The organism is Nocardioides sp. (assembly GCF_964229035.1).
Taxonomy (GTDB): domain Bacteria; phylum Actinomycetota; class Actinomycetes; order Propionibacteriales; family Nocardioidaceae; genus Nocardioides.
Genome location: NZ_CAXRAZ010000061.1, coordinates 24095 through 44872 on the forward strand (window position 1 = coordinate 24095; position 20778 = coordinate 44872).

16 protein-coding genes are annotated in these 20778 nt (G+C 73.2%); 8 read left to right on the forward strand and 8 right to left on the reverse strand.

Annotation, left to right across the window (positions count from 1 at the left end; genetic code table 11):
• Positions 1 to 36 precede the first annotated feature (36 nt).
• Positions 37 to 1269: a hypothetical protein gene (locus ACERUN_RS18135; RefSeq protein WP_370291505.1), complete on the forward strand. Its 1233-nt coding sequence runs from the start codon at positions 37 to 39 to the stop codon at positions 1267 to 1269.
• Between the two features lie 12 nt (positions 1270 to 1281).
• Here ACERUN_RS18135 and ACERUN_RS18140 read toward each other — a convergent pair whose 3' ends face one another.
• The 5 genes from ACERUN_RS18140 to ACERUN_RS18160 form a co-directional block, all read right to left on the reverse strand.
• Complete coding sequence (locus ACERUN_RS18140) at positions 1282 to 3477, reverse strand: alpha-galactosidase (protein WP_370291506.1); 2196 nt, start codon at positions 3475 to 3477, stop codon at positions 1282 to 1284.
• Entirely contained in the window at positions 3474 to 4424 is a 951-nt protein-coding gene (locus ACERUN_RS18145) for a carbohydrate ABC transporter permease (RefSeq protein ID WP_370291507.1), read from the reverse strand. The genes ACERUN_RS18140 and ACERUN_RS18145 overlap by 4 nt, the downstream gene beginning before the upstream one ends.
• Positions 4421 to 5392 (reverse strand): carbohydrate ABC transporter permease, encoded by a 972-nt coding sequence (locus tag ACERUN_RS18150; protein WP_370291508.1) that lies wholly within the window; start codon positions 5390 to 5392, stop codon positions 4421 to 4423. The genes ACERUN_RS18145 and ACERUN_RS18150 overlap by 4 nt, the downstream gene beginning before the upstream one ends.
• A 166-nt stretch (positions 5393 to 5558) precedes the next feature.
• Positions 5559 to 6851: an ABC transporter substrate-binding protein gene (locus ACERUN_RS18155; protein ID WP_370291509.1), complete on the reverse strand. Its 1293-nt coding sequence runs from the start codon at positions 6849 to 6851 to the stop codon at positions 5559 to 5561.
• A 211-nt stretch (positions 6852 to 7062) separates the two neighbouring features.
• A complete protein-coding gene (locus tag ACERUN_RS18160) occupies positions 7063 to 8670 on the reverse strand; it encodes an alpha-amylase family glycosyl hydrolase (RefSeq protein WP_370291510.1) in 1608 nt (535 codons plus the stop codon).
• A gap of 182 nt (positions 8671 to 8852) precedes the next feature.
• On the opposite strand from ACERUN_RS18160, the gene ACERUN_RS18165 reads away from it, so the two are divergent.
• The 4 genes from ACERUN_RS18165 to ACERUN_RS18180 are packed head-to-tail and all read left to right on the forward strand — an operon-like array spanning position 8853 to position 13895.
• Positions 8853 to 9824, forward strand: a complete 972-nt coding sequence (locus ACERUN_RS18165; RefSeq protein WP_370291511.1) for a LacI family DNA-binding transcriptional regulator — start codon at positions 8853 to 8855, stop codon at positions 9822 to 9824.
• Positions 9825 to 9837: 13 nt separating this feature from the next.
• Entirely contained in the window at positions 9838 to 10926 is a 1089-nt protein-coding gene (locus ACERUN_RS18170) for a family 43 glycosylhydrolase (protein ID WP_370291512.1), read from the forward strand.
• A 1-nt stretch (position 10927) separates the two neighbouring features.
• Entirely contained in the window at positions 10928 to 12007 is a 1080-nt protein-coding gene (locus tag ACERUN_RS18175; protein WP_370291513.1) for an ABC transporter ATP-binding protein, read from the forward strand.
• Positions 11988 to 13895 carry an alpha-amylase family protein gene (locus ACERUN_RS18180; protein WP_370291514.1) on the forward strand — a complete coding sequence of 636 codons (1908 nt, stop codon included), beginning with the start codon at positions 11988 to 11990 and terminating at the stop codon, positions 13893 to 13895. The genes ACERUN_RS18175 and ACERUN_RS18180 overlap by 20 nt, the downstream gene beginning before the upstream one ends.
• 82 nt (positions 13896 to 13977) lie before the next feature.
• Here ACERUN_RS18180 and ACERUN_RS18185 read toward each other — a convergent pair whose 3' ends face one another.
• Positions 13978 to 14910, reverse strand: coding sequence for a PfkB family carbohydrate kinase (locus tag ACERUN_RS18185; RefSeq protein ID WP_370291515.1), 933 nt, complete (start codon positions 14908 to 14910; stop codon positions 13978 to 13980).
• An 80-nt stretch (positions 14911 to 14990) separates the two neighbouring features.
• On the opposite strand from ACERUN_RS18185, the gene ACERUN_RS18190 reads away from it, so the two are divergent.
• The 3 genes from ACERUN_RS18190 to ACERUN_RS18200 all read left to right on the forward strand — a co-directional run bounded on the left by ACERUN_RS18190 (position 14991) and on the right by ACERUN_RS18200 (position 17638).
• Entirely contained in the window at positions 14991 to 15602 is a 612-nt protein-coding gene (locus ACERUN_RS18190) for a nitroreductase family protein (protein ID WP_370291516.1), read from the forward strand.
• Between the two features lie 46 nt (positions 15603 to 15648).
• The gene (locus ACERUN_RS18195; protein WP_370291517.1) at positions 15649 to 16134 is read left to right on the forward strand and encodes a glutathione peroxidase; all 486 of its coding nucleotides are present in this window, start codon (positions 15649 to 15651) and stop codon (positions 16132 to 16134) included.
• A 190-nt stretch (positions 16135 to 16324) separates the two neighbouring features.
• Positions 16325 to 17638 (forward strand): glycosyltransferase 87 family protein, encoded by a 1314-nt coding sequence (locus tag ACERUN_RS18200; RefSeq protein WP_370291518.1) that lies wholly within the window; start codon positions 16325 to 16327, stop codon positions 17636 to 17638.
• On the opposite strand, the gene ACERUN_RS18205 is transcribed toward ACERUN_RS18200, so the two are convergent.
• Together ACERUN_RS18205 and ACERUN_RS18210 are read right to left on the reverse strand one after the other, a co-directional pair.
• The gene (locus ACERUN_RS18205; protein WP_370291519.1) at positions 17625 to 20018 is read right to left on the reverse strand and encodes an MMPL family transporter; all 2394 of its coding nucleotides are present in this window, start codon (positions 20016 to 20018) and stop codon (positions 17625 to 17627) included. The two genes, ACERUN_RS18200 and ACERUN_RS18205, sit on opposite strands and share 14 nt — an antisense overlap.
• Positions 20019 to 20079: 61 nt before the next feature.
• On the reverse strand, positions 20080 to 20667 hold the full coding sequence (locus ACERUN_RS18210; RefSeq protein WP_370291520.1) for a TetR/AcrR family transcriptional regulator: 588 nt from the start codon (positions 20665 to 20667) through the stop codon (positions 20080 to 20082).
• Positions 20668 to 20778: the final 111 nt, after the last annotated feature.

Sequence of the window (20778 nt, forward strand, 5' to 3'; positions counted from 1 at the left end):
CTGCACGGTCGAGAGTCGACGGTGGATGATGCCGACATGCTCCCCATCGGGCCGCGACGGCGACTCCTCCTCACGGTGCCGGTGACAGCACTTCTCGCCGTGCTCGCGCCGCCGGTGGCCTCCGAGGCGACGAAGCCGGTCGGACCCCACCTGCCCACGCGCGTGAACGCGCCCGGGCCGTGGTCGGACGACGAGACCGTTGACGGGCCGATCGCCGCCGTCGGCATCGCCATGCGCCGCGAGCCGCGCGGACTCACCGACGACCTGGAGCGTCTCGCCCTCTTCGCCGTCTCGGCCACCGACGGCCACTCCTACTGGCTGCCCGCGTCCGATGCGTCCCTCGACGATCTCGCCCTCTCACCCGACGGCCGCTACGTCGCCTGGGCCCGCACGACTCCCGCGCCCTCGGGATCGGCGGAGGGACTCTTCGGCGACGATCCCGACCAGGGCGAAGACCCCATGACCGACGACGAGGACGTCCCTCCCGCGGCCGACGGCTTCTCGCTGCTCGACACCCGCAGCGGCCTCGATCGGCAGCTCGCCGTGCCTGCGGGCGAGCGGTACGACCTGGCGATGACCGGCCTGGCCTTCTCGGGGGACTCCCGCCACCTCCTGGCGAGCAACGGCGAGACCACCGGCGCCGGTGGAGCCCTGACGACCGACGCCGCATGGGACGTCGCCACCGGCCGGTACGTGCGGCTCGAGCGGCCCGGCAAGCGATCCGGTGTGGTCTACGGGTCGTCGCCCGAGGGCGTCGTGCTGATCCGCGGGCGCGACGTGGTCCGCCGCGAGGGCGTCACGGGTGCGGGGACCACGACGCGCTTCGCCACCGACGTCGTGGACGCGTCCTGGGCACCGGAAGGAAGCGGCTTCGCCTACATCGCCGCGCCGCGCAAGGGCGGGGACTCGGTGCTCCACGTCGGCCGCGACGTCGCCGCCGCGCGCACGACCACGGTCGCGCTCGCCGACGGCCCGCCCGGGCGCATCGTGGGCTGGCGCGACGCCGACCACGTGGTCGTCGACCACTTCCGCCGCGACCTGGACGTCGTCGACGTCCGCGACGGGTCGGTGCGCACCATCGACCTCGCGGGCGGCGGCAAGCAGCTGAACACCCCGATCTACGCCGCGGACCTGTGGCAGGCACCGCTCGTCGACCCGCCGGAGCGCGAGGGCCTGCGCGACCCGCGCGTGATCTGGCGCTGGGCCGCGATGGCCGGTGCCGTCGTCCTCGGGGTGGTGGTGCTGCGCCGCATCCGCGTGCGGCCCTGACACGAGGCCGGCTCAGCGTGCCTGCAGCTCGATCACGCACGCCGTGCCGGGCGGACGACGCGGCAGCCACAGGCCGCGCTCGGCCAGCTCGGCGCCGGTGACCGTGTCCTCGCCGATCGGCCCCAAGGCCGGGAGCGGGGCGCTCTTCGACACCTCGCGCCGCTCGACGCGCCCCACCCAGCGCGCGGTGAACGAGGCGGCGGACTCCAGCCCGGGCACGCGCACCCACACGCCGCGGTTGTGGGTCGACTCGTCGAGCTGGGCGTGGCTCAGCACGGCCCGCCGGCCGTCGGGTGCCACGACACCGTGCAGCACCACCGCAGGATCGGACGACGACGGCCGCACCGTGCGCCCGCCGTGCAGCAGCGGCCGCAGCCGCCGGTGCTCGCCGACCCACAGCGCCAGCACGTCGAGGTCCTCCTCGGAGGCGGTGGTGAGGTCCCACTCGATGCCGAGGGCGAGGGGGAGCGCCACCGCGCAGCGGAAGTCGAGGTCCCAGGTGCGCCCGGTGGTGTGCGAGCGGGGCGCGCTCACGTGCGCGCCGAGGTACTCCGGCGCCACCAGCTGCAGCGCCCAGCGCTGGATGGAGACGCGCGCGTGGGCGTCGGTCATGTCGGAGGTCCACACGCGTTCGACCCGCGTGAGCGTGTCGAGGTCGATGCGTCCGCCGCCCGACGCGCACGACTCCCACGCCACGTGCGGGTGCCGGCGGCGCAGCGAGTCGAGCAGCCGGCGGTAGGCGAGGGTCTGCTCGCGGGCGGCGGGGCGGCCGCCGGCGCCGCGACTGATCGCCTCCACGAGGGGCCGGTTGTGGTCCCACTTCACCGCGTCGATCCTCGCGGAGGCGAGCACGGCGTCCATCCGGTCGTGCACGTGCGCCCAGGCCTGCGGAACCGTCAGGTCGAGCACCTGCTGGTGGCGCTCGAGCAGCGGGTCGCGGTGCACGGGTCCGAGGATCCACTCGGGGTGCGCCCGGGCGAGGTCGGAGTCGGGGTTGACCATCTCGGGCTCGAACCACAGCCCGAACTCCATGCCCAGCTCGTGCACTCGGTCGGCCAGGGGAGCCAACCCGTCGGGCCACACGGCCGGGTCGACCTCCCAGTCGCCGAGCCCGGCGTGGTCGTCGCGGCGGTGCAGGAACCACCCGTCGTCCAGCACGAAGCGTTCGACGCCGACCCGAGCGGCGCGCTCGGCGATGGCGAGCAGCCGCGGGAGGTCGTGGTCGAAGAACACCGCCTCCCACACGTTGAGGGTGACCGGCTGGTGGCCGCGACGCCCCGGGTGTGCGGCGAGCTCGCGCTCGTGGAGGTGGAAGCGGTGGGCGATGCCGTCGAGCCCGTCGTCGCTGACGGCGAAGAGCACCAGGGGCGTGGCGTAGGAGGCTCCCGGGGCGAGGACGACCTCGCCGGGCAGCAGCAGCTCGCCGCCGCCGATCGTCGCCGGCGTGGCGGAGTCGCGCTCGACACGGTGCACCGTGTTGCCGGCCCACGCCACGTGCACGGCGGCCACGCGACCGCGGTCGGTGTCGACGCCGGGCGAGCCCACGCACACCAGGCCCGTGCCCTCCAGCCCGGGTCGGCCGCCGCGGGCCTCGCGCAGGTAGAGCCCGTCGGTCACGGTGCTGCGCTGCGGGCTGCGCTCGCGCTCGTGGCGCCCGGTGAAGTCGACGACCTCGACCGCCCAGTCCGCCACCGGCAGCACTACCTCGAGGCCGTCGAGCGCGTAGTCGCCCTCGCCGATGTTGGTGAGCTCGTAGCGGACGCCGAGCAGCCCGCCCGCCTCGGCGGTGGCGCGGACGTCGAGGGCGAGCCCTGCGGCGTCGTCCTCGAGTCGGGCGCGCCACTCGCGGGTGGTGGTGGAGGTGGAGACGACGGTGAAGCGCGTCGTCCACCCGTGGTCGGGGGCGGCGGCCGGCAGGCGCCGGTGCCCGCGCAGGTGCGGACGGGTGAGCAGCCCGTGGGCGTGCTCGCCGAGCAGCAGGAGGGTGGCGCCGCGCCCGGCCGGCAGGGCACCGGCGACCGTGGCGCCTGCCCGCAGCGGTGCCAGCTCGAGTGCGCCCGCCCTGAGGTGCAGGCGCGCGCCCCCACCATCGCGCGCCTGCACCAGCGGCAGCACCGTGCGGCTGCTGAGCGGGGAGCGGGGCGCCGTGCGGTCACCCCCGTGACCGGTCACGGCCCCCGCTCCCCAGGTGACGCCGGAGGAGCTCATCCCTTCACGGCGCCGGCGGTGAGGCCGCGCACGAAGAACCTCTGCATGGTCAGGAACACGAAGATCGGGAGGACCATCGTGATGAAGCCGCCGGCCGTGGTGAGGTTCCAGCCCTGGCCGAGCTGCCCGCGCAGGCTGGTGAGGCTGACCGTGACCGGCTCGTTCTCGCCGGGGCCGATGAACACCAGCGCCACCAGCAGGTCGTTCCAGACCCACAGGAACTGCAGGATGGCGAAGGAGGCCAGCGCCGGCATCGACATCGGCAGCACGAGGCGCCAGAAGGTCTGGAAGTGCGAGGCGCCGTCGATCTTGGCCGACTCGATCACCGTGCCGGGCAGGGTGACCATGTAGCTGCGCAGGATGTAGACGGCCAGGCTCATGCCGAAGCCGATGTGCGCCAGCCACACGGCCGGGAAGGTGCCGTTGATGCCGAGGTCGCCGTAGATGCGCAGCAGCGGCACGAAGGCGACGAAGTTCGGGATGACGAGCAGGCTCACGATCACCAGGAACAGCGCGTCGCGACCCGGGAACCTCATGAAGGTGAACGCGTACGCCGCGAACGCCGCGATGAGGATCGGGATGACGGTGGCCGGCAGCGCGATGGCGAGGCTGTTCACGAACGCCCCGGCCATGTCGGCGCCGTTCCACGCCTCCTTGTAGTTGTCGAAGGTGAAGCCCTGGAAGGCGTTCTCGCCCACCAGCGCCGTCCACCACCCGGTGTTCTCGGCGTCGCGCAGCGGGCGGAACGAGGTGATGAGCGTGCCCAGGATCGGGGTGAGCCAGAGCAGGCACAGCACCGTGAGCACGATGCGGGCGAACCACCCGGCGCGGGCCGGGTTGGGATCGAAGTGCGTGGCCGACTTGCGGGCGCGGCGGCCCTGGACGGCCTCGCCCTTCTCGTTGCGGCGGCGGGCGGGCTTCGCGGGGGTGGGGACGACGGCGGTCATCGTGCTGCCTCCTCGGCCCGGAAGTGGCGGACCTGGTAGACGAGGATGGGGAGGACGGCGACCATCAGCAGGACGACGATCGCCGATGCCTTGCCGTTGTTGAAGTACGTGCTGAGCTGGTTCCAGAACTCGTTGGCGAGCACGTTGGTCTTGTAGTTGCCGTTGGTCATCACGTAGACGATGTCGAAGATCTTCATCACCGCGATCGTCACGGTGATGAAGACGGTGATGACCGTTCCCTTGATCTGCGGCAGCACCACTTGGAAGAAGATGGCACGCTCGCCGGCGCCGTCGATGCGGGCCGCCTCGAGGGTCTCGGCCGGCACGCCCTTGATGGCCGACGAGAGCAGGACCATGGCGAATCCGGCCTGCATCCACATCAGCACCAGCATCAGGAGCATGGAGTTGACGCGGAAGCCGCTCTGCTCCAGCCAGGAGACCGGGTCGCGGCCGAGGAGGCCGATGGCGGCGTTCTGCAGACCCACCTCGGGCTTGGCCTCGTAGACGAAGCGCCACACCACCGCGGCGCCGATGGCGCTCACGGCCATGGGCAGGAAGATGATGGTCTTGCTGAGCTTCTCCGAGCGCGGGCCGAGGCGGTCGGCGAGGGTGGCGACGACGAGTCCGAGCACCACGGTGCCGGCGGGGACGATGATCACCCACAGCAGCGAGTTGAGCAGGGTGACGGAGACGAAGTCCTTGTCGTCGAAGAGGTCGGTGTAGTTGTCGAACCCGACCCACTCGACGCCGGCGGCGTCCTTGAAGCTGGCGATCACCGTGGCGGTGGCCGGGTAGAGCAGGTAGACGCCGATGGCCAGGAAGGCCGGTGCGACGAACAGGTAGGGCTTGACGCGGTGCTCCCAGCGGCCGGGGAGCAGCTCGGCCAGCTTGTTGAGCACGAAGTAGAGCGCGACGGCGAAGCCGATGCCGGCGAGCACCGTGAGGAGCGCGGTGACGAGCTTGATCATGGGCGGGGGCCCTCGATTCGAAGTCGGGTGGTGGCGACCGGTGAGCGCCGGTGCACCGGGGAGCGGTGCGCCGGGGGCGGGTGGGGATCACCCGCCCCCGGCACCGGTCCGCGAGCGGACCTGGATCACGCGGCCGAGCTCGCCTCGACCGGCTCGATCGCCTCGATCAGTTCGACGGCCAGCTGTCGTCGATGTTCTTCAGCGTGTCGTCGAGCGACTGCTGGTCGCTGATCCACGCCGTCATCTCCTTCCAGAAGGTGCCCGCACCCACCTCGCCGGGCATCTGGTCGGAGCCGTCGAAGCGGAACGCCGTGGCGTCGTAGGCCACCTTCGCCATCTGCGAGGTCAGCTCGTCGGGGTAGAGGCTGAGGTCGAAGGTGGTGTGGGGCGAGATGAAGCTGCTCTTCGGAGCGGCGTCGACGCCGAGCTCGGGGTCCGACATCCACTTCATGACCTGGCGGGCGTTCTTGGAGTCGTTGAGCAGGACGGCGAGGTCGCCGCCGCCGAGGACGGGGTTCTCACCGCCGGCGCTGGCGGCCGGGAAGCCGAAGAGGCCGATGTCGCTCAGATTGACGCCCGTGCCCTCGGTGATGAAGTTCGGGATGAAGGAGCCCTGCTTGAACATCCAGCACTTGGGGCCGGACTTGTCGAACATCGGGAAGCCGGCCTTCGCGAAGCCGGTGCTGGCGATGGACTTGCGACCGCCGAGCACGTTGCCGTCGGTGAACATCAGCTTCTCGAACTCGGCGGCGGCCTCCTTGACCACCGGGGAGTCGAACTTGACGTCGTGCTTGACCCACTTGTCGTACTCGTCGACGCCGCCGTAGCGCAGGATGAGGTCCTCGAACCAGTCGGTGGCCGGCCAGCCGGTGGCGGTGTCGGACTCGATGCCCATGCACCAGGGGGTGCCGCCGTCGGCCTTGATCTGGTCGGTCAGCGCGTTGAGCTCGTCGATGGTCGTCGGGGCCTGGTAGCCGGCCTTCTCCCACGCGGCCTTGTTGTAGAAGACGAAGCTCTTGACGTTCATCTGCACGAGCAGGCCGTAGAGCTTCTTGTCGACCGTGCCGGTCTCGAGGGTGCCGGGGATCATCGTCTTCTTCAGCGCGTCGACGTCGACGACGTCGTCCAGCGGGGTCGCCGCGTTGCGCTTGACGATGTCGCCCACGACGCCGGGCTGCGGGATCAGCGCGATGTCCGGGGTGTCCTTGGCCTGGATCTTCGTCATGATCAGCTGGTTGATGTTCTCGACCTTCTCCAGCTTGACCTTCACGCCCGAGCCCTTCGACTTCTCGTCGAGCCAGGTCTGGAAGCCGTCCACGATCGGCTGGTCGACACTCATCCAGACCTTGATGGTGGTCGGGCCGTCGCCGCTCGCGTCGCTGTCGCCGCTGCCGCAGGCGGTGAGGCCGGTCGCGGCCAGGGCGAGTGCCGACGCGGCGATGATCTTGCGCGCGTTCATGGGTTCTCCTCGTGGGGTGTGATGTCCACCGGCCCGGCCCGGGGGAACGGGAGCGTCCGATCGTTGTGACCGGTGTCACTGCTGAATCGAATCAGCGGAATCATGCGCCCTCCTGCCCGGGGGCTGTCAAGCGTTTCGTGAGAATTGCCTGAGCGTGGCCGTCCGGTGTCGCGATCACGGGGCGTGATGAGCCGGGGCCGGCGGGCGGGCGTTACGCGGGGTTGGCGACGACCCATGCCGCGGCATCGCCCGGGAGACGGCCGTCGAGGAGCGGAGCGCTCGTCAGCAGGACCTCGCCCGGAAGCTCCACCGGTCGCTCACCCAGGTTCACGACCACGGCGACCCCGGCGTCGCGGCGGAAGGCCACCACGGCGTCCTGGTCGTCAGGGTCGTCCTGGCCCACCCAGGCGAAGCCGTCGCCGGCGAAGCCGGGGTGGGTGCGGCGCAGCGCGAGGGCCCGGTGGTAGAGCGCCAGCATGGACGACGCGTCGTCGGCCTGCGCCTGCGCGGTCAGCCCCGCCCATCGCTCCGGCTGAGGGAGCCAGGGCGTGCTGCCCGGCGGGCCGAAGCCGAAGGGGGCGCTCGCGCCCGACCAGGGCAGCGGCACGCGGCAGCCGTCGCGGCCGGGCACGGTGCCGCCCGAGCGGTGGTGCACGGGGTCCTGGCGCAGATGGTCGGGCAGGTCCTCGACCTCCTCGAGGCCGAGCTCCTCGCCCTGGTAGAGGTACGCGCTGCCGGGCAGCCCGAGCAGGAGCAGGGCCGCGGCGCGGGCCCGGCGTCGTCCGAGCGCAAGGTCGAGGGTGCCGTCGGGGCGGCGGCCGAAACGGGTGACGTGGCGGGTCTCGTCGTGGCTCGACAGCGACCACGTGGGCGGAGCGCCGGTAGAGGCCAGCGCCGCGAGGGAGCCCTCGATCGCCTCCCGCAGCGCGCGGGCCGACCAGGGAGCGTGCACCAGGTCGAAGTTGAAGGCCGTGTGCAGCTCGTCGGGTCGCACGTAGCGGGCCAGCCGCTCGGGCGTGCGGACGACGGCCTCCGCGACGCTCACGAGCGAGCGGCCGGTGGCCCGCTCGCCCTCGTCGAGCACCCCGCGCCAGCGCCGGAGCACGGCGTGCACCTCGTCGACGTCCCAGTGGGTGTCGTTGAGCCAGGGGCCCTGGGCGCCGTCGTGGGCCGCCGGCGCGGTGGCGTCGGGGAGCCCGGGTCGCTTGGCGAGCGCGGGCACCGCGTCGAAGCGGAAGCCGTCGACCCCGAGGCGCAGCCAGTGCCGCAGCACCTCGTCGTACTCGGCGGCGACCTCCTCGAGGTCCCAGGCGAGGTCGGGCTGCTCGGGGGCGAAGGTGTGCAGGTACCACTCGCCGGGGCGCCCGTCGGGCTCACGGAGCCGGGTCCAGGCCGGGCCCCCGAACGCGCTCTGCCAGTTGTTGGGCGGTTCGTCGCCGTCCGGGCCGCGCCCGGGGCGGAAGTGGAAGCGCCGGCGAGCCGGCGAGCCGGGGGCGGCGGCCGCGGCCTCGACGAACCACGGGTGCTCGTGCGAGACGTGGTTGGCGACGACGTCCAGCACGACCCGCAGGCCGAGCTCGTGGGCGCGGTCGATGAGCTCGGCGGCGTCCTCGAGGGTGCCGAGGGCCGGGTGGATGCCGCGGTGGTCGCTCACGTCGTAGCCGCCGTCGGCCAGCGGCGAGGGGTACCAGGGGGCGATCCAGACGCCGTCGACGCCGAGGTCGCGCAGGTACGGCAGCCGGGCGATGATGCCGCGCACGTCGCCGGTGCCGTCGCCGTCGGCGTCGGCGAAGCTGCGGGGGTAGATCTCGTAGATCACCGCGCGCCGCCACCAGGGCGAGCCCGCCGGACCCCGTGCGTCCGGGGCGCTTGACGGCGCGGAACTGACGTGCGAATGTGTGGCGTCGGTCACTGCTGAATCGTCACAGCAGGCAGGTTCGGAGGTCAACAGTCGTGGTCAGGGCGAAGTCGGGGTCCGCGCGTCGCGCGACGCTGAGCGACGTGGCGCAGGCCGCGGGCGTCTCCGCCACCACAGCCTCCTACATCCTCAACGGCCGCGCCCAGCAGATGCGCATCGCGGGCGACACAGAGGAGCGCGTGCGCGCCGCCGCCGAGTCGATCGGCTACCGCCCCGACCGCAACGCCCGCTCGCTGCGCACCTCCAGCACGGCCGCCATCGGCGTCATCACCGACTACGTGGCCTCCGGCATGTTCTCCTCGCGGATGCTCGCCGGCGCCAACGCCGCGGCGCTCGCCGCCGACCACGTGCTCGTGATCGGCGAGACCGACGGCGATCCCCGCGTCACCCAGCTGCTGGTGAGCGAGATGCTGGATCGCCGCGTCGACGGCCTCCTCTTCGTCACCCGCACCTCGCTGCGCCTCACCCTGCCCGCCGAGCTGCCCGACGACCGCACGGTCGCGCTCAACTGCGTGGACGACGCCCGCGCGGTGCCCTCCGTGCTGCCCGACGAGGTTGCGGGCGGGCGCGCTGCGGCGCAGGTGCTGCTCGACGCCGGCGTGCGCGCCGGCGTGGTCGTGGTCGGCGTCGACCCCACCCCCAACGCGATCGCGGGACCGGCCCGCCTCGAGGGCATCTCGGGTCGCCTCGCCGAGGCCGGTGTCGGCATCGCCGCGGTGCTCGACTGCGACTGGACGGTCGACCAGGCCTTCGCCGCGGTGTCGGCCCACCTGGCGGCGGGCGGGCGGCCGCGGGCGCTCGTGTGCCTCAACGACCGCATCGCCATGGGCGCTTACCAGGCGCTCGCCGAGTTCGGCCTCACCATCCCCGGCGACGTGGCCGTGGTGTCCTTCGACGGCTCCGAGCTCGCCGGCTGGCTGCGCCCGAAGGTCGTCTCGGTCGAGCTGCCCTTCGCCGCGATGGGACGCCGGGCCGTCGAGCTCGTGCTGGACCCCGACCCGCCGTCCCAGGTGCTCGTCGACATGCCGGTGCAGGCCGGCGCGTCGGTGTCGTGAGCAGGTAGCGACCGTGTTCGAGCTCGCCGACGCCTGGGTGTGGGACACCTGGTACACCCGCGCCGACGGGCGCCACCACGCCTTCCACCTGCAGGCGCCGCGCAGCCTCGGCGACCCCGCGCTGCGCCACCACGCCGCGAGCATCGGCCACGCCACGAGCACCGACCTGCAGCACTGGCGATCGAGCGGCACGGCGGTGCGGGCGTCGTCCACGGGCTTCGACGACCTCGCCACCTGGACCGGGTGCGTGGTGCGCGACGACGCCGGCACCTGGCACCTGATCACCTCGGGGCTCTCGCGGGCCGAGGGCGGACGGGTGCAGCGCATCGGAGGCCGCTCCGCCGAGCGGGTCGAGGGCCCCTGGGGGGAGCCGCGGTGGGTGCTCGAGGCAGACCCGCGCTGGTACGCCGTGCTCGGCGCCGCGGGTGCCGACGAGACCCACTGGCGCGACCCCTGGGTGGTGCGCGGCGACGACGGTCGCTGGCACCTCCACGCCACCGCGCGGGCGGCGGGCTCCACCGCCGCGGTGATCGCGCACGCGACCTCGGCCGACCTCCTCACCTGGCAGGTGCAGCCGCCGCTCTCGGCGCCGAGCCGACGCTTCGGCTGGGCCGAGGTGGTGTCCTTCCACCGCATCGACGGCCGCTGGTGGCTGCTCTTCTCCTGCCTGGGCGACCAGCTGGGCGGGCCGGACGCTGCGATCGAGGACGCCGGTGGCACCTGGATCGTCGCGTGCGACGGCCCGGGCCGATCGGTCGACCTCGACGCCGCGGTGCGCCTCACCACTGCGCGCCTCTACGTCGCCCGGCTGGTGCCGGCCGATCCCGTCGCGGCGCCCGACGCCGAGCGCTGCGATCTGTCCCTCGAGCAGCTGCGGCTCATCGCCTTCGTCGACCGCGACGCCGACGGCCGCTTCGGCGGCCGGCTGACCGACCCCCTGCGCCTGGCCTGCGCCGAGGACGACGCCCCCGCGCTCGTCGACGGCGACCCGGCCTGGCACCCCCACGAACGCCCCGCTCGGGCGGGCCTGCCGGCCCTCGCGACCGGCTCATCCATCCACGACGGATCGTCCGGCACGTACCTGCCGGTGGAGGAGAACTGACATGGCAACCGTCCGCTTCGAGAAGGCCCAGCGCTGGTACCCCGGCGCTGACAGCCCCGCCGTCCCCGGCATCGACCTCGAGATCAAGGACGGCGAGTTCGTCGTCCTCGTCGGCCCCTCGGGGTGCGGCAAGTCCACGACCCTGCGCATGCTCGCCGGCCTCGAGGAGGTGACCGACGGGCGCATCTTCATCGGCGACCGCGACATCACCGACATGCAGCCGAAGGACCGCGACATCGCGATGGTCTTCCAGAGCTACGCGCTCTACCCGCACATGAGCGTCGCCGACAACATGGCCTTCGCGCTCAAGATGGCCAAGATGAGCAAGGAGGAGCGCGAGGTGCGGGTCAAGGAGGCCGCCGAGATCCTCGGCCTCACGCCCTACCTCGAGCGCAAGCCGAAGGCCCTGTCGGGCGGCCAGCGCCAGCGCGTCGCCATGGGCCGCGCGATCGTGCGCAAGCCGCAGGTCTTCCTGATGGACGAGCCGCTGAGCAACCTCGACGCCAAGATGCGCGTGCAGACCCGCACCGACATCGCCCGCCTGCAGCGCGAGCTCGGCGTCACCACGGTGTACGTCACCCACGACCAGGTGGAGGCGATGACGATGGGCGACCGCGTGGCCGTGATGGACGCCGGGCGCCTGCAGCAGGTCGACACCCCCCTCAACCTCTACGACCGGCCCGCCAACCTCTTCGTGGCCGGCTTCATCGGCTCCCCGCAGATGAACCTGCTGCCCGGCCGCGTGATCGACGGCTGCATCGACCTCGGCGGTCTCCAGGTGCCCGTGCCCGCGGGCTCGGCCGTGCCGAGCGACGGCCGGGTCGTCGTCGGCATCCGCCCCGAGGCCTGGCGCCTCGTGGGCGAGGGCGAGGGGCTGCCGATCTCCGTCACGGTCGTCGAGGAGCTCGGCGCCGACGGCTTCGTCTACGGCACCTCCGACCTCGCCGGCGAGGAGGTCAATCTCACCGTGCGGGTGCCCGGTCGGCACGCGCCGGCGAAGGGCGAGGTGGTGCGGGTGGCCGCCGACCCCGAGCAGGTGCACATCTTCGACGCGGCCAGCGGTGAGCGACTCTCTTCCTGAGCGGTGGGCGGGCGCCGTCCTCGAGGCCCTCGGCCCCGCGGACGGCGACGCCTGGCTCGCTCGGCTGCGACTCGTCGAGCCGGCGCTGCGCGAGGCGCTCGGCGTCGTCCACCCGGACGGCGGGGAGGCGTTGCTCGACCGCCTGCTCGAGGTGGCGCTGGCGGCCGCCTCGGCGCGCCCGGAGCCTTTGCGCCGCCTCGATCGCCGCCGCGAGATCGATCCCGCGTGGTTCCTGCGGCCCGAGATGGTGGGCTACGTGGCCTACGCCGACCGGTTCGCCGGCGACCTCGGCGGCGTGCGGCGGCGGCTCGACCACCTGAGCTCGCTGGGCGTCCGCTACCTCCACCTGATGCCGCTGCTGGCCCCCCGGGAAGGGGAGAACGACGGCGGCTACGCGGTGGCCTCCTACGAGCAGGTCGACCCGCGGCTCGGCACGATGGCCGACCTCGAGGCGCTGGCGGACGACCTGCACGAGCGCGACATCGCCCTGTGCATCGACTTCGTGCTCAACCACACCGCCGACACCCACCCGTGGGCGCTCGCGGCGCGGGCCGGCGACGAGCGGTACCGCGCCTTCTACCGCTTCTTCGACGACCGGGAGGGGCCCGACCGCTACGAGCGCTCGCTCGTCGACGTCTTCCCGGCCACCGCGCCCGGCTCGTTCACCTTCCTTCCGGACGCCGACGCCTGGGTGTGGACGACCTTCCACGACTACCAGTGGGACCTCGACTGGTCGAACCCCGACGTGCTCGTGGAGATGCTGGCGACCCTGCTGCGCCTGGGCAACCGCGGCGTCGACGTGCTGCGCCTCGACGCCGTACCGTTCCTGTGGAAGCGGGAGGGCACGGTGTGCCAGGGCGAGCCCGAGGCTCACCGCCTGCTGCAGGTGCTGCGGGCGCTCAGCCGGGTGGCCGCCCCTGGTCTGCTGCTCAAGGCCGAGGCGATCGTCGGGCCCGACGAGCTCGTGCGCTACCTCGGCGGCCACGAGCCCGTGCGCGCCGAGTGCGACCTCGCCTACGACAACCAGCTGATGGTGATGCTGTGGTCGACCCTGGCCACCCGCGACACCCGGCTCGCGGTGGCGGCGCTGAGCCGGCGGCGTCGTCCGCCGGCGGGCACGGGGTGGGTCACCTACGTGCGCTGCCACGACGACATCGGGTGGGCGGTGGCCGACGAGGACGCCCGCTCGGTGGGCCTCGACCCCGAGGCGCACCGCCGGTTCCTGGCCGACTTCTACGCCGGTCGCCACCCCGGCAGCTTCGCGCGCGGCCTCGACTTCCAACCCGACCCGGTCACCGGAGCGGTGCGCACGTCGGGCTCAGCCGCCTCGCTCGCCGGGCTCGAGCAGGCGGTGGTGCGCGGCGACGCACGCGGGGTGGCGGCGGCCGTCGACCGGCTCCACCTGCTCCACGCGATCGCCTTCACCCTGGGCGGCATCCCGCTCGTCTACATGGGCGACGAGCTCGCCCTGCCCAACGACCTCGCCTGGGCCGACGAACCCGGCCACCGCGACGACAACCGCTGGATCCACCGCCCCCGGTTCCCGTGGGACGACCTCGCCGAGCTCCGCCAGGGCGCGGCCGGGCGGGTGGAGCGGGGTCTGCGCGACCTCGTGGCGCTGCGGGCGCGGTCGGCGTCGCTGCGGGGGGACGCAGACCTGCGCTTCCTCGACACCGGCGACCCGCGCCTGCTCGCCTTCGTGCGCCACCACCCCGCGGCCCACCCGGTGCTCGTGGTCGGCTGCTTCAGCGACAGCCCGGTGCCGCTTCCCACGCGCCTGCTCGACGAGGCCGGCGTGGTCGGCGCCCCCGTGCTCCACGCCTCCGCCCCCCTCGCCGACGCCCACCTCTCCCCCTGGCACGTGCTGGTGGTCGGCCGCCCCGACTGACCGCCGAGGGGGCGGGGATCGTGCGCCGAGAGGGCGGGGTTGGTGCGCCGAGAGGGCGGGGATCGTGCGCCGAGGTGGAACGTCAGTGCCAGGCGGGGCCGAGCTCGGCGAGCCGCGGCGGGTCGGCGCCCGGGCGCGACACCGTGACCCCGGCGGCCTCCGCCGCGGCCTCGAGGACGACGCGCAGCGCCGCCGCATCCGCCGGCACACCGTGGGTGAGCACACGGGCGAGGAGAGCCGCGGAGATCGTGTCGCCGGCCCCGATGGTGTCGGCGACCGTGACGACGGCACCCGACACCTCCACCGCGGCGCCCGCGACCAGACCGGCCAATCCTTCGCCGCCTCGCGTGAGCACCGCCAGCGCCGGGCCGAGCCCGCGCAGCTCGTCGAGGACGTCGAGCGGGTCGCGGCCCGGCTGGAGGAAGTCGGCGTCCTCGTCGCTGAGCTTCACGATCGTGCAGTGCCGCGCGAGGTCGAGCACCCGCGCCCAGGCCTCGGCGGCGGGCCCGAGCAGGGCGGGGCGCACGTTGGGGTCGAAGCTCACCGGCACGTCGGCGGCCGCCGCGGCGGCCACGGCGTCGTCCACCACGCGGGCGCCGGGGGAGAGGTAGGCGCTGATCGAGCCGAGGTGCAGCGCGCGGGAGGCGGCCGCGAGGCCGGCGGGCAGCGGTGCTGGCGCCCAGGTGATGGCGAAGTCGTAGGTGGCCGCGCCGTCGGCGCCGATGGTGGCGACCGCCCGGCTCGTGGTGCCGCCCGGCTCGAGCGAGGTCGGGGTGAGCGGCACGTCGTTGGCGGCCAGGTGCGCGAGGACGACGCGCCCGTCGTCGTCCTCGGCGAGGTGGGTGTGCAGCAGCGCTGGCACGCCGAGGCGCGCCAGACCGATGGCGACGTTGAGCGGCGATCCGCCGGGGTGGGCGACCTCCTTCCCCTCAGCGCCCTCAGCGCTGCGGACGACATCGACGAGCGCCTCGCCGACGACGAGGACGGCGGGGGGCTGGTCGGCAGGGGCATCCACGCAGGCGATCGTAGGGGCCGCGCGCCGTCGGCGGAGGCGATCCGGGCGGCGTCGCACGGCCGTGCCGACATACTCGGGGCATGGAGCAGCCCGCGCGCATCAACCACCCCGACCTGGCCGAACCGTTGCGCTCGCGCTGGAGTCCGAGCGTCTTCGACGCCGCCCACGAGATCGCGGCCGCGGACGTCGAACTGCTGCTCGAAGCCGCCCGCTGGGCGCCGAGCGCCGGCAACCGGCAGCCGTGGCGCTACCTCGTGCTGCCCCGCGGCAGCGCCGGGCATGCCGCGCTCGTCGAGCACCTCTCGCGCGGCAACGCCGGCTGGGTGCCGCGCGCCTCGCTGCTGCTGGTCTCCACGATCGCCCGGGGCGCCGACGGCAACGACTTCGGCGACCTGCACGTGCCGCTGCACGACCTCGGCCAGGCCACGGCCCACCTCACCCTGCAGGCGCACGCGATGGGCCTGCACGTGCACCAGTTCGCCGGTTTCGACCACGCCGCCGTGGCCGCCGCGCTCGGCGTACCCGACGACGCCCTCGTGCTGGCGGGCATCGCGGTCGGGCGCCGCGGCGACGCGGCTGAGGTCGACCCGCGCGACGCCGAGCGCGAGCAGCGCGAGCGGGTGCGTCGTCCGCTGGGGGAGATCGCGTTCGGCGACCGCTGGGGCGAGGCCTGGACGCCGGCCGAGGGCTGAGCGCTCGCGAGGGCTACGGGCTGGACCGGCCTGGGAGACTGAAGGCATGACCACGCTGCACGACTTCTCCGCCACCTCGATCGACGGCAAGGAGGTCGACCTCTCCGAGTACCGCGGGCAGGTCGTCCTCGTGGTGAACACCGCCTCCCAGTGCGGCTTCACGCCCCAGTACAAGGGTCTGCAGGAGCTCTACGACAAGTACAGCGACCAGGGCCTCGTCGTCCTCGGCTTCCCCTGCGACCAGTTCGGCCACCAGGAGCCGGGCGCGGACGACGAGATCGCCTCCTTCTGCGAGCGCAACTTCGGCGTCGAGTTCCCGCTGTTCTCCAAGATCGAGGTCAACGGCGACGGCGCCCACCCGGTCTACAAGTGGCTCAAGGACCAGAAGGGCGGCCTCACCGGCAAGGGCATCAAGTGGAACTTCACCAAGTTCCTCGTGGGCCGCGACGGCCAGGTGATCGACCGCTACGCCCCGACCACCAAGCCCGAGAAGATCTCGAAGGACGTCGAGAAGGCGCTCGCCGCCCAGTAGTCATCGCACTCGCACAGGGCCCGGCCTCCGCCGTCACGGTGGACGCCGGGCCCTCGCGCGTCCGTGGCCGGTGCGCCGGCCGCCGACTGTTCCCCTGGGGCTGGGCGTGCGTTCATCGCAGCCTCACCGGACCCCACCGCATCCCCTCTAGCGTCCCGCGGGGCGGCCGCGGGGCGTCGGGAGGTGGGACATGGATGCGCAGACCGCTGCGGGGAGAACGGGCGGGCGACTCGCGGCGATCGGGGCCGACCGCGTCGTCGTGCTCGCGGTCGCGGCCGTCGTCGGGTGGTGGTGCCTCCGCCTCGTCGACCGGGGTCTTCCCGGCCGGTCGCTGGTCGACCTGCAGGTCTACCGCATGGGCGGTGCGGGCGTCGGGCACGGCGACCTCTACTCCCTGGCCCTGCCGTCCAACGGACTGCCCTACACCTACCCGCCGTTCGCGGCCGCGCTCACCGCGCCGCTCGCCCAGGTGCCGCTTGGAGCGCTGGTGGTGCTGTGGACCGCGGCCGGCGTGCTCTGCCTGGCCTTCGTGGTGGGTCGCGTCCTGGCCGTCACCGGGGTCCCGCCCCGCCGTCGGGGCACGGTGGTGCCGGTCGTCGTCGTCCTCTCGCTGGCCCTCGAGCCGGTGTGGTCGACGCTGTCGTTCGGGCAGGTCAACCTCTTCCTGCTGGCCCTCGTGGTGGGCGACGCCCTGCGCCCCGTCGGCGCCTCGCAGCGATGGGCGGGCGTCGGCATCGGCATCGCCGCCGGCATCAAGCTCACCCCGCTGATCTTCATCCCCTACCTGGTGCTCACCGGCCGTTTGCGGGCGGCGGCGATGGCCACGGCCGCGTTCGCCGGCACCGTCGCCATCGGCTTCGCCGTCGACCCGCGCTCCGCCACCGACTACTGGACCGGGGTGATGTGGGACGCCGACCGCGTGGGGGGCGTGGCCTACGCCGGCAACCAGTCGACCCTCGGCGTGCTCACCCGCTGGGGCGGCGGCGAGCCGGCGTCCTGGGTGTGGCTGCTGGTGGCGGGGACGCTCTCCGGCGCGGCGCTGCTCCTCGGCGTGCTGCTCCACCGCCGCGGCGAGCCGGCCCTCGGCCTGTGCCTGGCCGCGACCGCGATGCTCCTCGCCTCGCCGATCTCGTGGGACCACCACTGGGTCTGGTGCGTGCCCACCGCCCTCGCGCTCCTGAGCGCGCTGCGGCACCGGGACCGTGCGGTGCGCATCGGCGCCATCGCGAGCTGGGTGGCCGTCTTCGCATCGGCCTGCGTGTGGTGGGGTCCCGAGAGCGGAGGGGTCGAGCTCCGCTGGACGCTCGCGCAGCAGGTGCCCGGCAACGGCTACTTCCTAGCCGCGCTCGGCCTCCTCGGCGTAGTGCTGTTCGCGGCGCTCCCGCGCGGACGACGCACCACGCCCGCGGACGAGCGACGGGGCCGCCCCCTCGTCCGAGCGAGAGGAGCGGCCCCGTCGTCAGCGGTTCCGGATCAGGACCGGAGCCGGGTCACACCCGGGTGAGCTCCGGGCTGCCGACGCCCCCGGCACCGTCGCCGCGGTCGCTGCCCGCCTCCCGCGTGGACAGCGGGGTGCGGTCGAGCGAGGTGCCCTCGACGTCCACGTTGGGGAGGATGCGGTCGAGCCAGCCCGGCAGCCACCAGGCCTTCTCGCCGAGCAGGAACAGCAGGGCCGGGATGAGCACGAGGCGCACGATGAAGGCGTCGAAGACGATCGCCGAGGCGAGCGCGAAGCCCATCGACTGCACGATCGGCTCGCTCTGCAGCATGAAGGCGGCGAAGACCGCGATCATGATGGTGGCCGCCGCGGTGACCACGCGCGCGCTGTTGCGGAAGCCGTCGATGACGGCCTCGCGGGTGCTCATGCCGTGCACGTGCGCCTCGCGCATGCGGGTCACCAGGAACACCTGGTAGTCCATCGCCAGGCCGAAGACGAGGCCGATCAGGAAGATCGGCATGAAGCTGACGATCGGCTGCGGGTCGAAGAGGCCGAAGGTGCCCTCCTGGAAGATCGCGACCGTGACGCCGAGGGTGGCGAGCACCGACAGCAGGAAGCCGAGGGTGGCGGTAAGCGGCACGAGGATCGAGCGGAACACCAGCATGAGCAGGATGAACGCCAGTCCGATCACGATCGCCAGGTAGATCGGCAGTGCCGAGCTGAGGCGGTCGGAGATGTCGGTGGTGATGGCGGTCAGGCCGGTGATGCCGATCGTCGTGCCGGTGCTGGCCTCGATACCGCCCTGGCCGTCGCGCAGCGCGAGCAGGAGGTCCTGCGTGGCGGTGTCGTCGGGGCCGGTCGAGGGCGTGATCTGCACGAGCGCGCCGGTCGCGGGGCCGGTGACCTCTCCGGTGGCGGGGTCGATCGCGGCATTGGTGGCGAGGACCTGCGCGTTGGCCACGCCGTCCTGCTCACCGGCCCAGGCGGCGACGTCGGCGAAGGCCTGGTCGCGCTGGCCCTCGGGCACGTCGCGGGCGTCGACCACCGTCACGAGCGGGCCCTCGCGACCGGGGCCGAAGTACTCGCTCATGAGGTCGGAGGCCTTGCGCTGGGTGGTGTCCGGAGCGGCGGTGCTGTCGGTCGGGAAGGCCAGCTGGAGATCCTTGAGCGGCACGGCCAGCGCGCCGAGCGCGATCACGACGACCGCGGCGAAGGCGAGCGGCTGCTTGCCCACGAGGCGTGCCCACCGCACGCCGTTGTTGAGCACGTGGCCCTCGGCGTCGCGGGCGGGGCGGTAGCGGCGCACCGTGCCGCCGAACGCCTTGGTCTTCAGCATGCCGAGGATGGCGGGCAGCAGCGTGAGCGCCACGAGCACGGCCACCAGCACGGTGGCCGCCGCAGCCAGACCCATCGCGGTGAGGAACGGGATGTTGACCACCGACAGGGCGGCGAGGGCGATGAGCACCGTCAGGCCCGCGAACACCACGGCCGATCCGGCGGTGCCCACCGCGATGCCGGCCGCGTGCTGGCGGTCGTCGGTGTGCTGCAGCTCGTTGCGGTAGCGCGCGAGGATGAACAGCGCGTAGTCGATGCCGACGGCGAGGCCGATCATCGAGGCGAGGATCGTCGTGGAGGAGTTGAGGTCCATCACCGCGGTCAGCGCGGTGACGCCCGACAGGCCGATGCCCACGCCGAGCACGGCGGTGACGAGCGGCATGCCGGCGGCCACGAGGGCGCCGAAGGTGAGCACGAGGACGACGAGCGCCACGCCGATGCCGATCGCCTCGGAAGTGAGGCCGAGCTTGGGCTGCGTCTTCGAGCCGGCGCCGTTGATCTCGGCGGTCAGGCCGGCCTCCCGCGCGGTGTCGAGCGCCGCGTCGAGCTTCTCGACGGAGCTCTCCTTCACGTCCGCGGGGGTCTTGACGTCCCACGAGAAGCTCATGACGCCCACGCGGCCGTCCTCGGCGGACGGCGAGACCGCGGCGGCGTTGGTGCGCGCGGCGGCGACGTCGCCGCCGGCGGAGGTGGCGGCGTCCACGAACTGCTTCTGCTGCTGCGCGGCGAGCTCGACGGGGTTGCCGAGCTGCGGGTTCGCCGGCTGCTCGGGGGTGTCGGCCTTCATCTGCGGCAGCGCCTTGATGTCGCTGATCAGCTTCTCGACGACGGGGCCGTAGGTGGCGTCGTCCAGCGTGCTGCCCTCGGGGGCGGCGAGGACGACGTTCACGCTCGCGTCGTCGAAGGCGTCACCGGATGCGGGGAAGAGGTCCTTCTGCAGCGTCGCGGCCTTCTCCGAGGGGATGCCCGGGATGGAGAACTCGTCGGAGAAGGGCTTGGAGATCGCGCCGGCGAGGCCGCCGACGACGACGGCGAGCAGCAGCCACCCGCCGATGAAGACGGGCCAGCGCCGATAGGCGGTGGTGCCGAGACGGTAGAGCAGGCGGGCCATGGTGGGGACTCCTGGTGGTGAGGCGGCGGGATCTCCGCCGGGCGGGGGTCGGGAGGTGGGATCAGGTGACGATCAGGCGGGCGTCGGCGACGACGCCCGCGAGGTGATCGGCGAAGGGGAGGTCGGGGTCGGCCTCGAAGCGCTCGAGGGCCGCATCGAAGAAGGTCGCCACCAGGCGCCCGATCAGACGGGCCCGGGCGGTCGGGAAGTCGGCGCCCTCGCGGGCGCGCACGTGCTCGACGAAGGTCGCGCTGAGCTCCTCGAAGCGCTCGTGCACCATCGCCAGCAGCCGGGAGTCGCCGAGGATGGCCGCGCGGCCGGCCGCGATCGCCTCCTGGTCGCTGGCCTGCTCGGCCACGATGTCGCGGGCCAGCACCATCACGTCGTCCAGGAGGTTGGCGGTGGGCCCACCGTCGACGAAGACGGCGAGGCGGTCGGCGGAGAGCTCCGGCATCGGCCCGAGGACGACGTCGGCCTTGGCGTCGAAGTAGTTGAACACCGTGCGCCGCGACACGTCGGCCTCGACGGCGAGGTCGTCCATCGTCCAGCCGTCGAAGCCCTTATCGAGCGTGAGGCGCACGGCGCACTGCTGCAGACGGAGCGCGGTCTGGTGGCGCTTCGTCTCTCGGCGTGTGCACTGCTCGGTCACGAGTGCAATCTTGCACCATCATTCAAAGGAGTGCAGAAATGTGACGGTGGTCACGGGGGTGGCTGGGGGCTGGTTCCGGGCGTCAGGGGGTTGGGGGGGGGGGGGGGAGGG

Coding starts and splice junctions, on each gene's coding strand:
- ACERUN_RS18135 (WP_370291505.1), top strand. CDS start 37: ATGCTCCCCATCGGGCCGCGACGGCGACTCCTCCTCACGGTGCCGGTG.
- ACERUN_RS18140 (WP_370291506.1), bottom strand. CDS start 3,477: ATGAGCTCCTCCGGCGTCACCTGGGGAGCGGGGGCCGTGACCGGTCAC.
- ACERUN_RS18145 (WP_370291507.1), bottom strand. CDS start 4,424: ATGACCGCCGTCGTCCCCACCCCCGCGAAGCCCGCCCGCCGCCGCAAC.
- ACERUN_RS18150 (WP_370291508.1), bottom strand. CDS start 5,392: ATGATCAAGCTCGTCACCGCGCTCCTCACGGTGCTCGCCGGCATCGGC.
- ACERUN_RS18155 (WP_370291509.1), bottom strand. CDS start 6,851: ATGAACGCGCGCAAGATCATCGCCGCGTCGGCACTCGCCCTGGCCGCG.
- ACERUN_RS18175 (WP_370291513.1), top strand. CDS start 10,928: ATGGCAACCGTCCGCTTCGAGAAGGCCCAGCGCTGGTACCCCGGCGCT.
- ACERUN_RS18190 (WP_370291516.1), top strand. CDS start 14,991: ATGGAGCAGCCCGCGCGCATCAACCACCCCGACCTGGCCGAACCGTTG.
- ACERUN_RS18195 (WP_370291517.1), top strand. CDS start 15,649: ATGACCACGCTGCACGACTTCTCCGCCACCTCGATCGACGGCAAGGAG.
- ACERUN_RS18200 (WP_370291518.1), top strand. CDS start 16,325: ATGGATGCGCAGACCGCTGCGGGGAGAACGGGCGGGCGACTCGCGGCG.
- ACERUN_RS18205 (WP_370291519.1), bottom strand. CDS start 20,018: ATGGCCCGCCTGCTCTACCGTCTCGGCACCACCGCCTATCGGCGCTGG.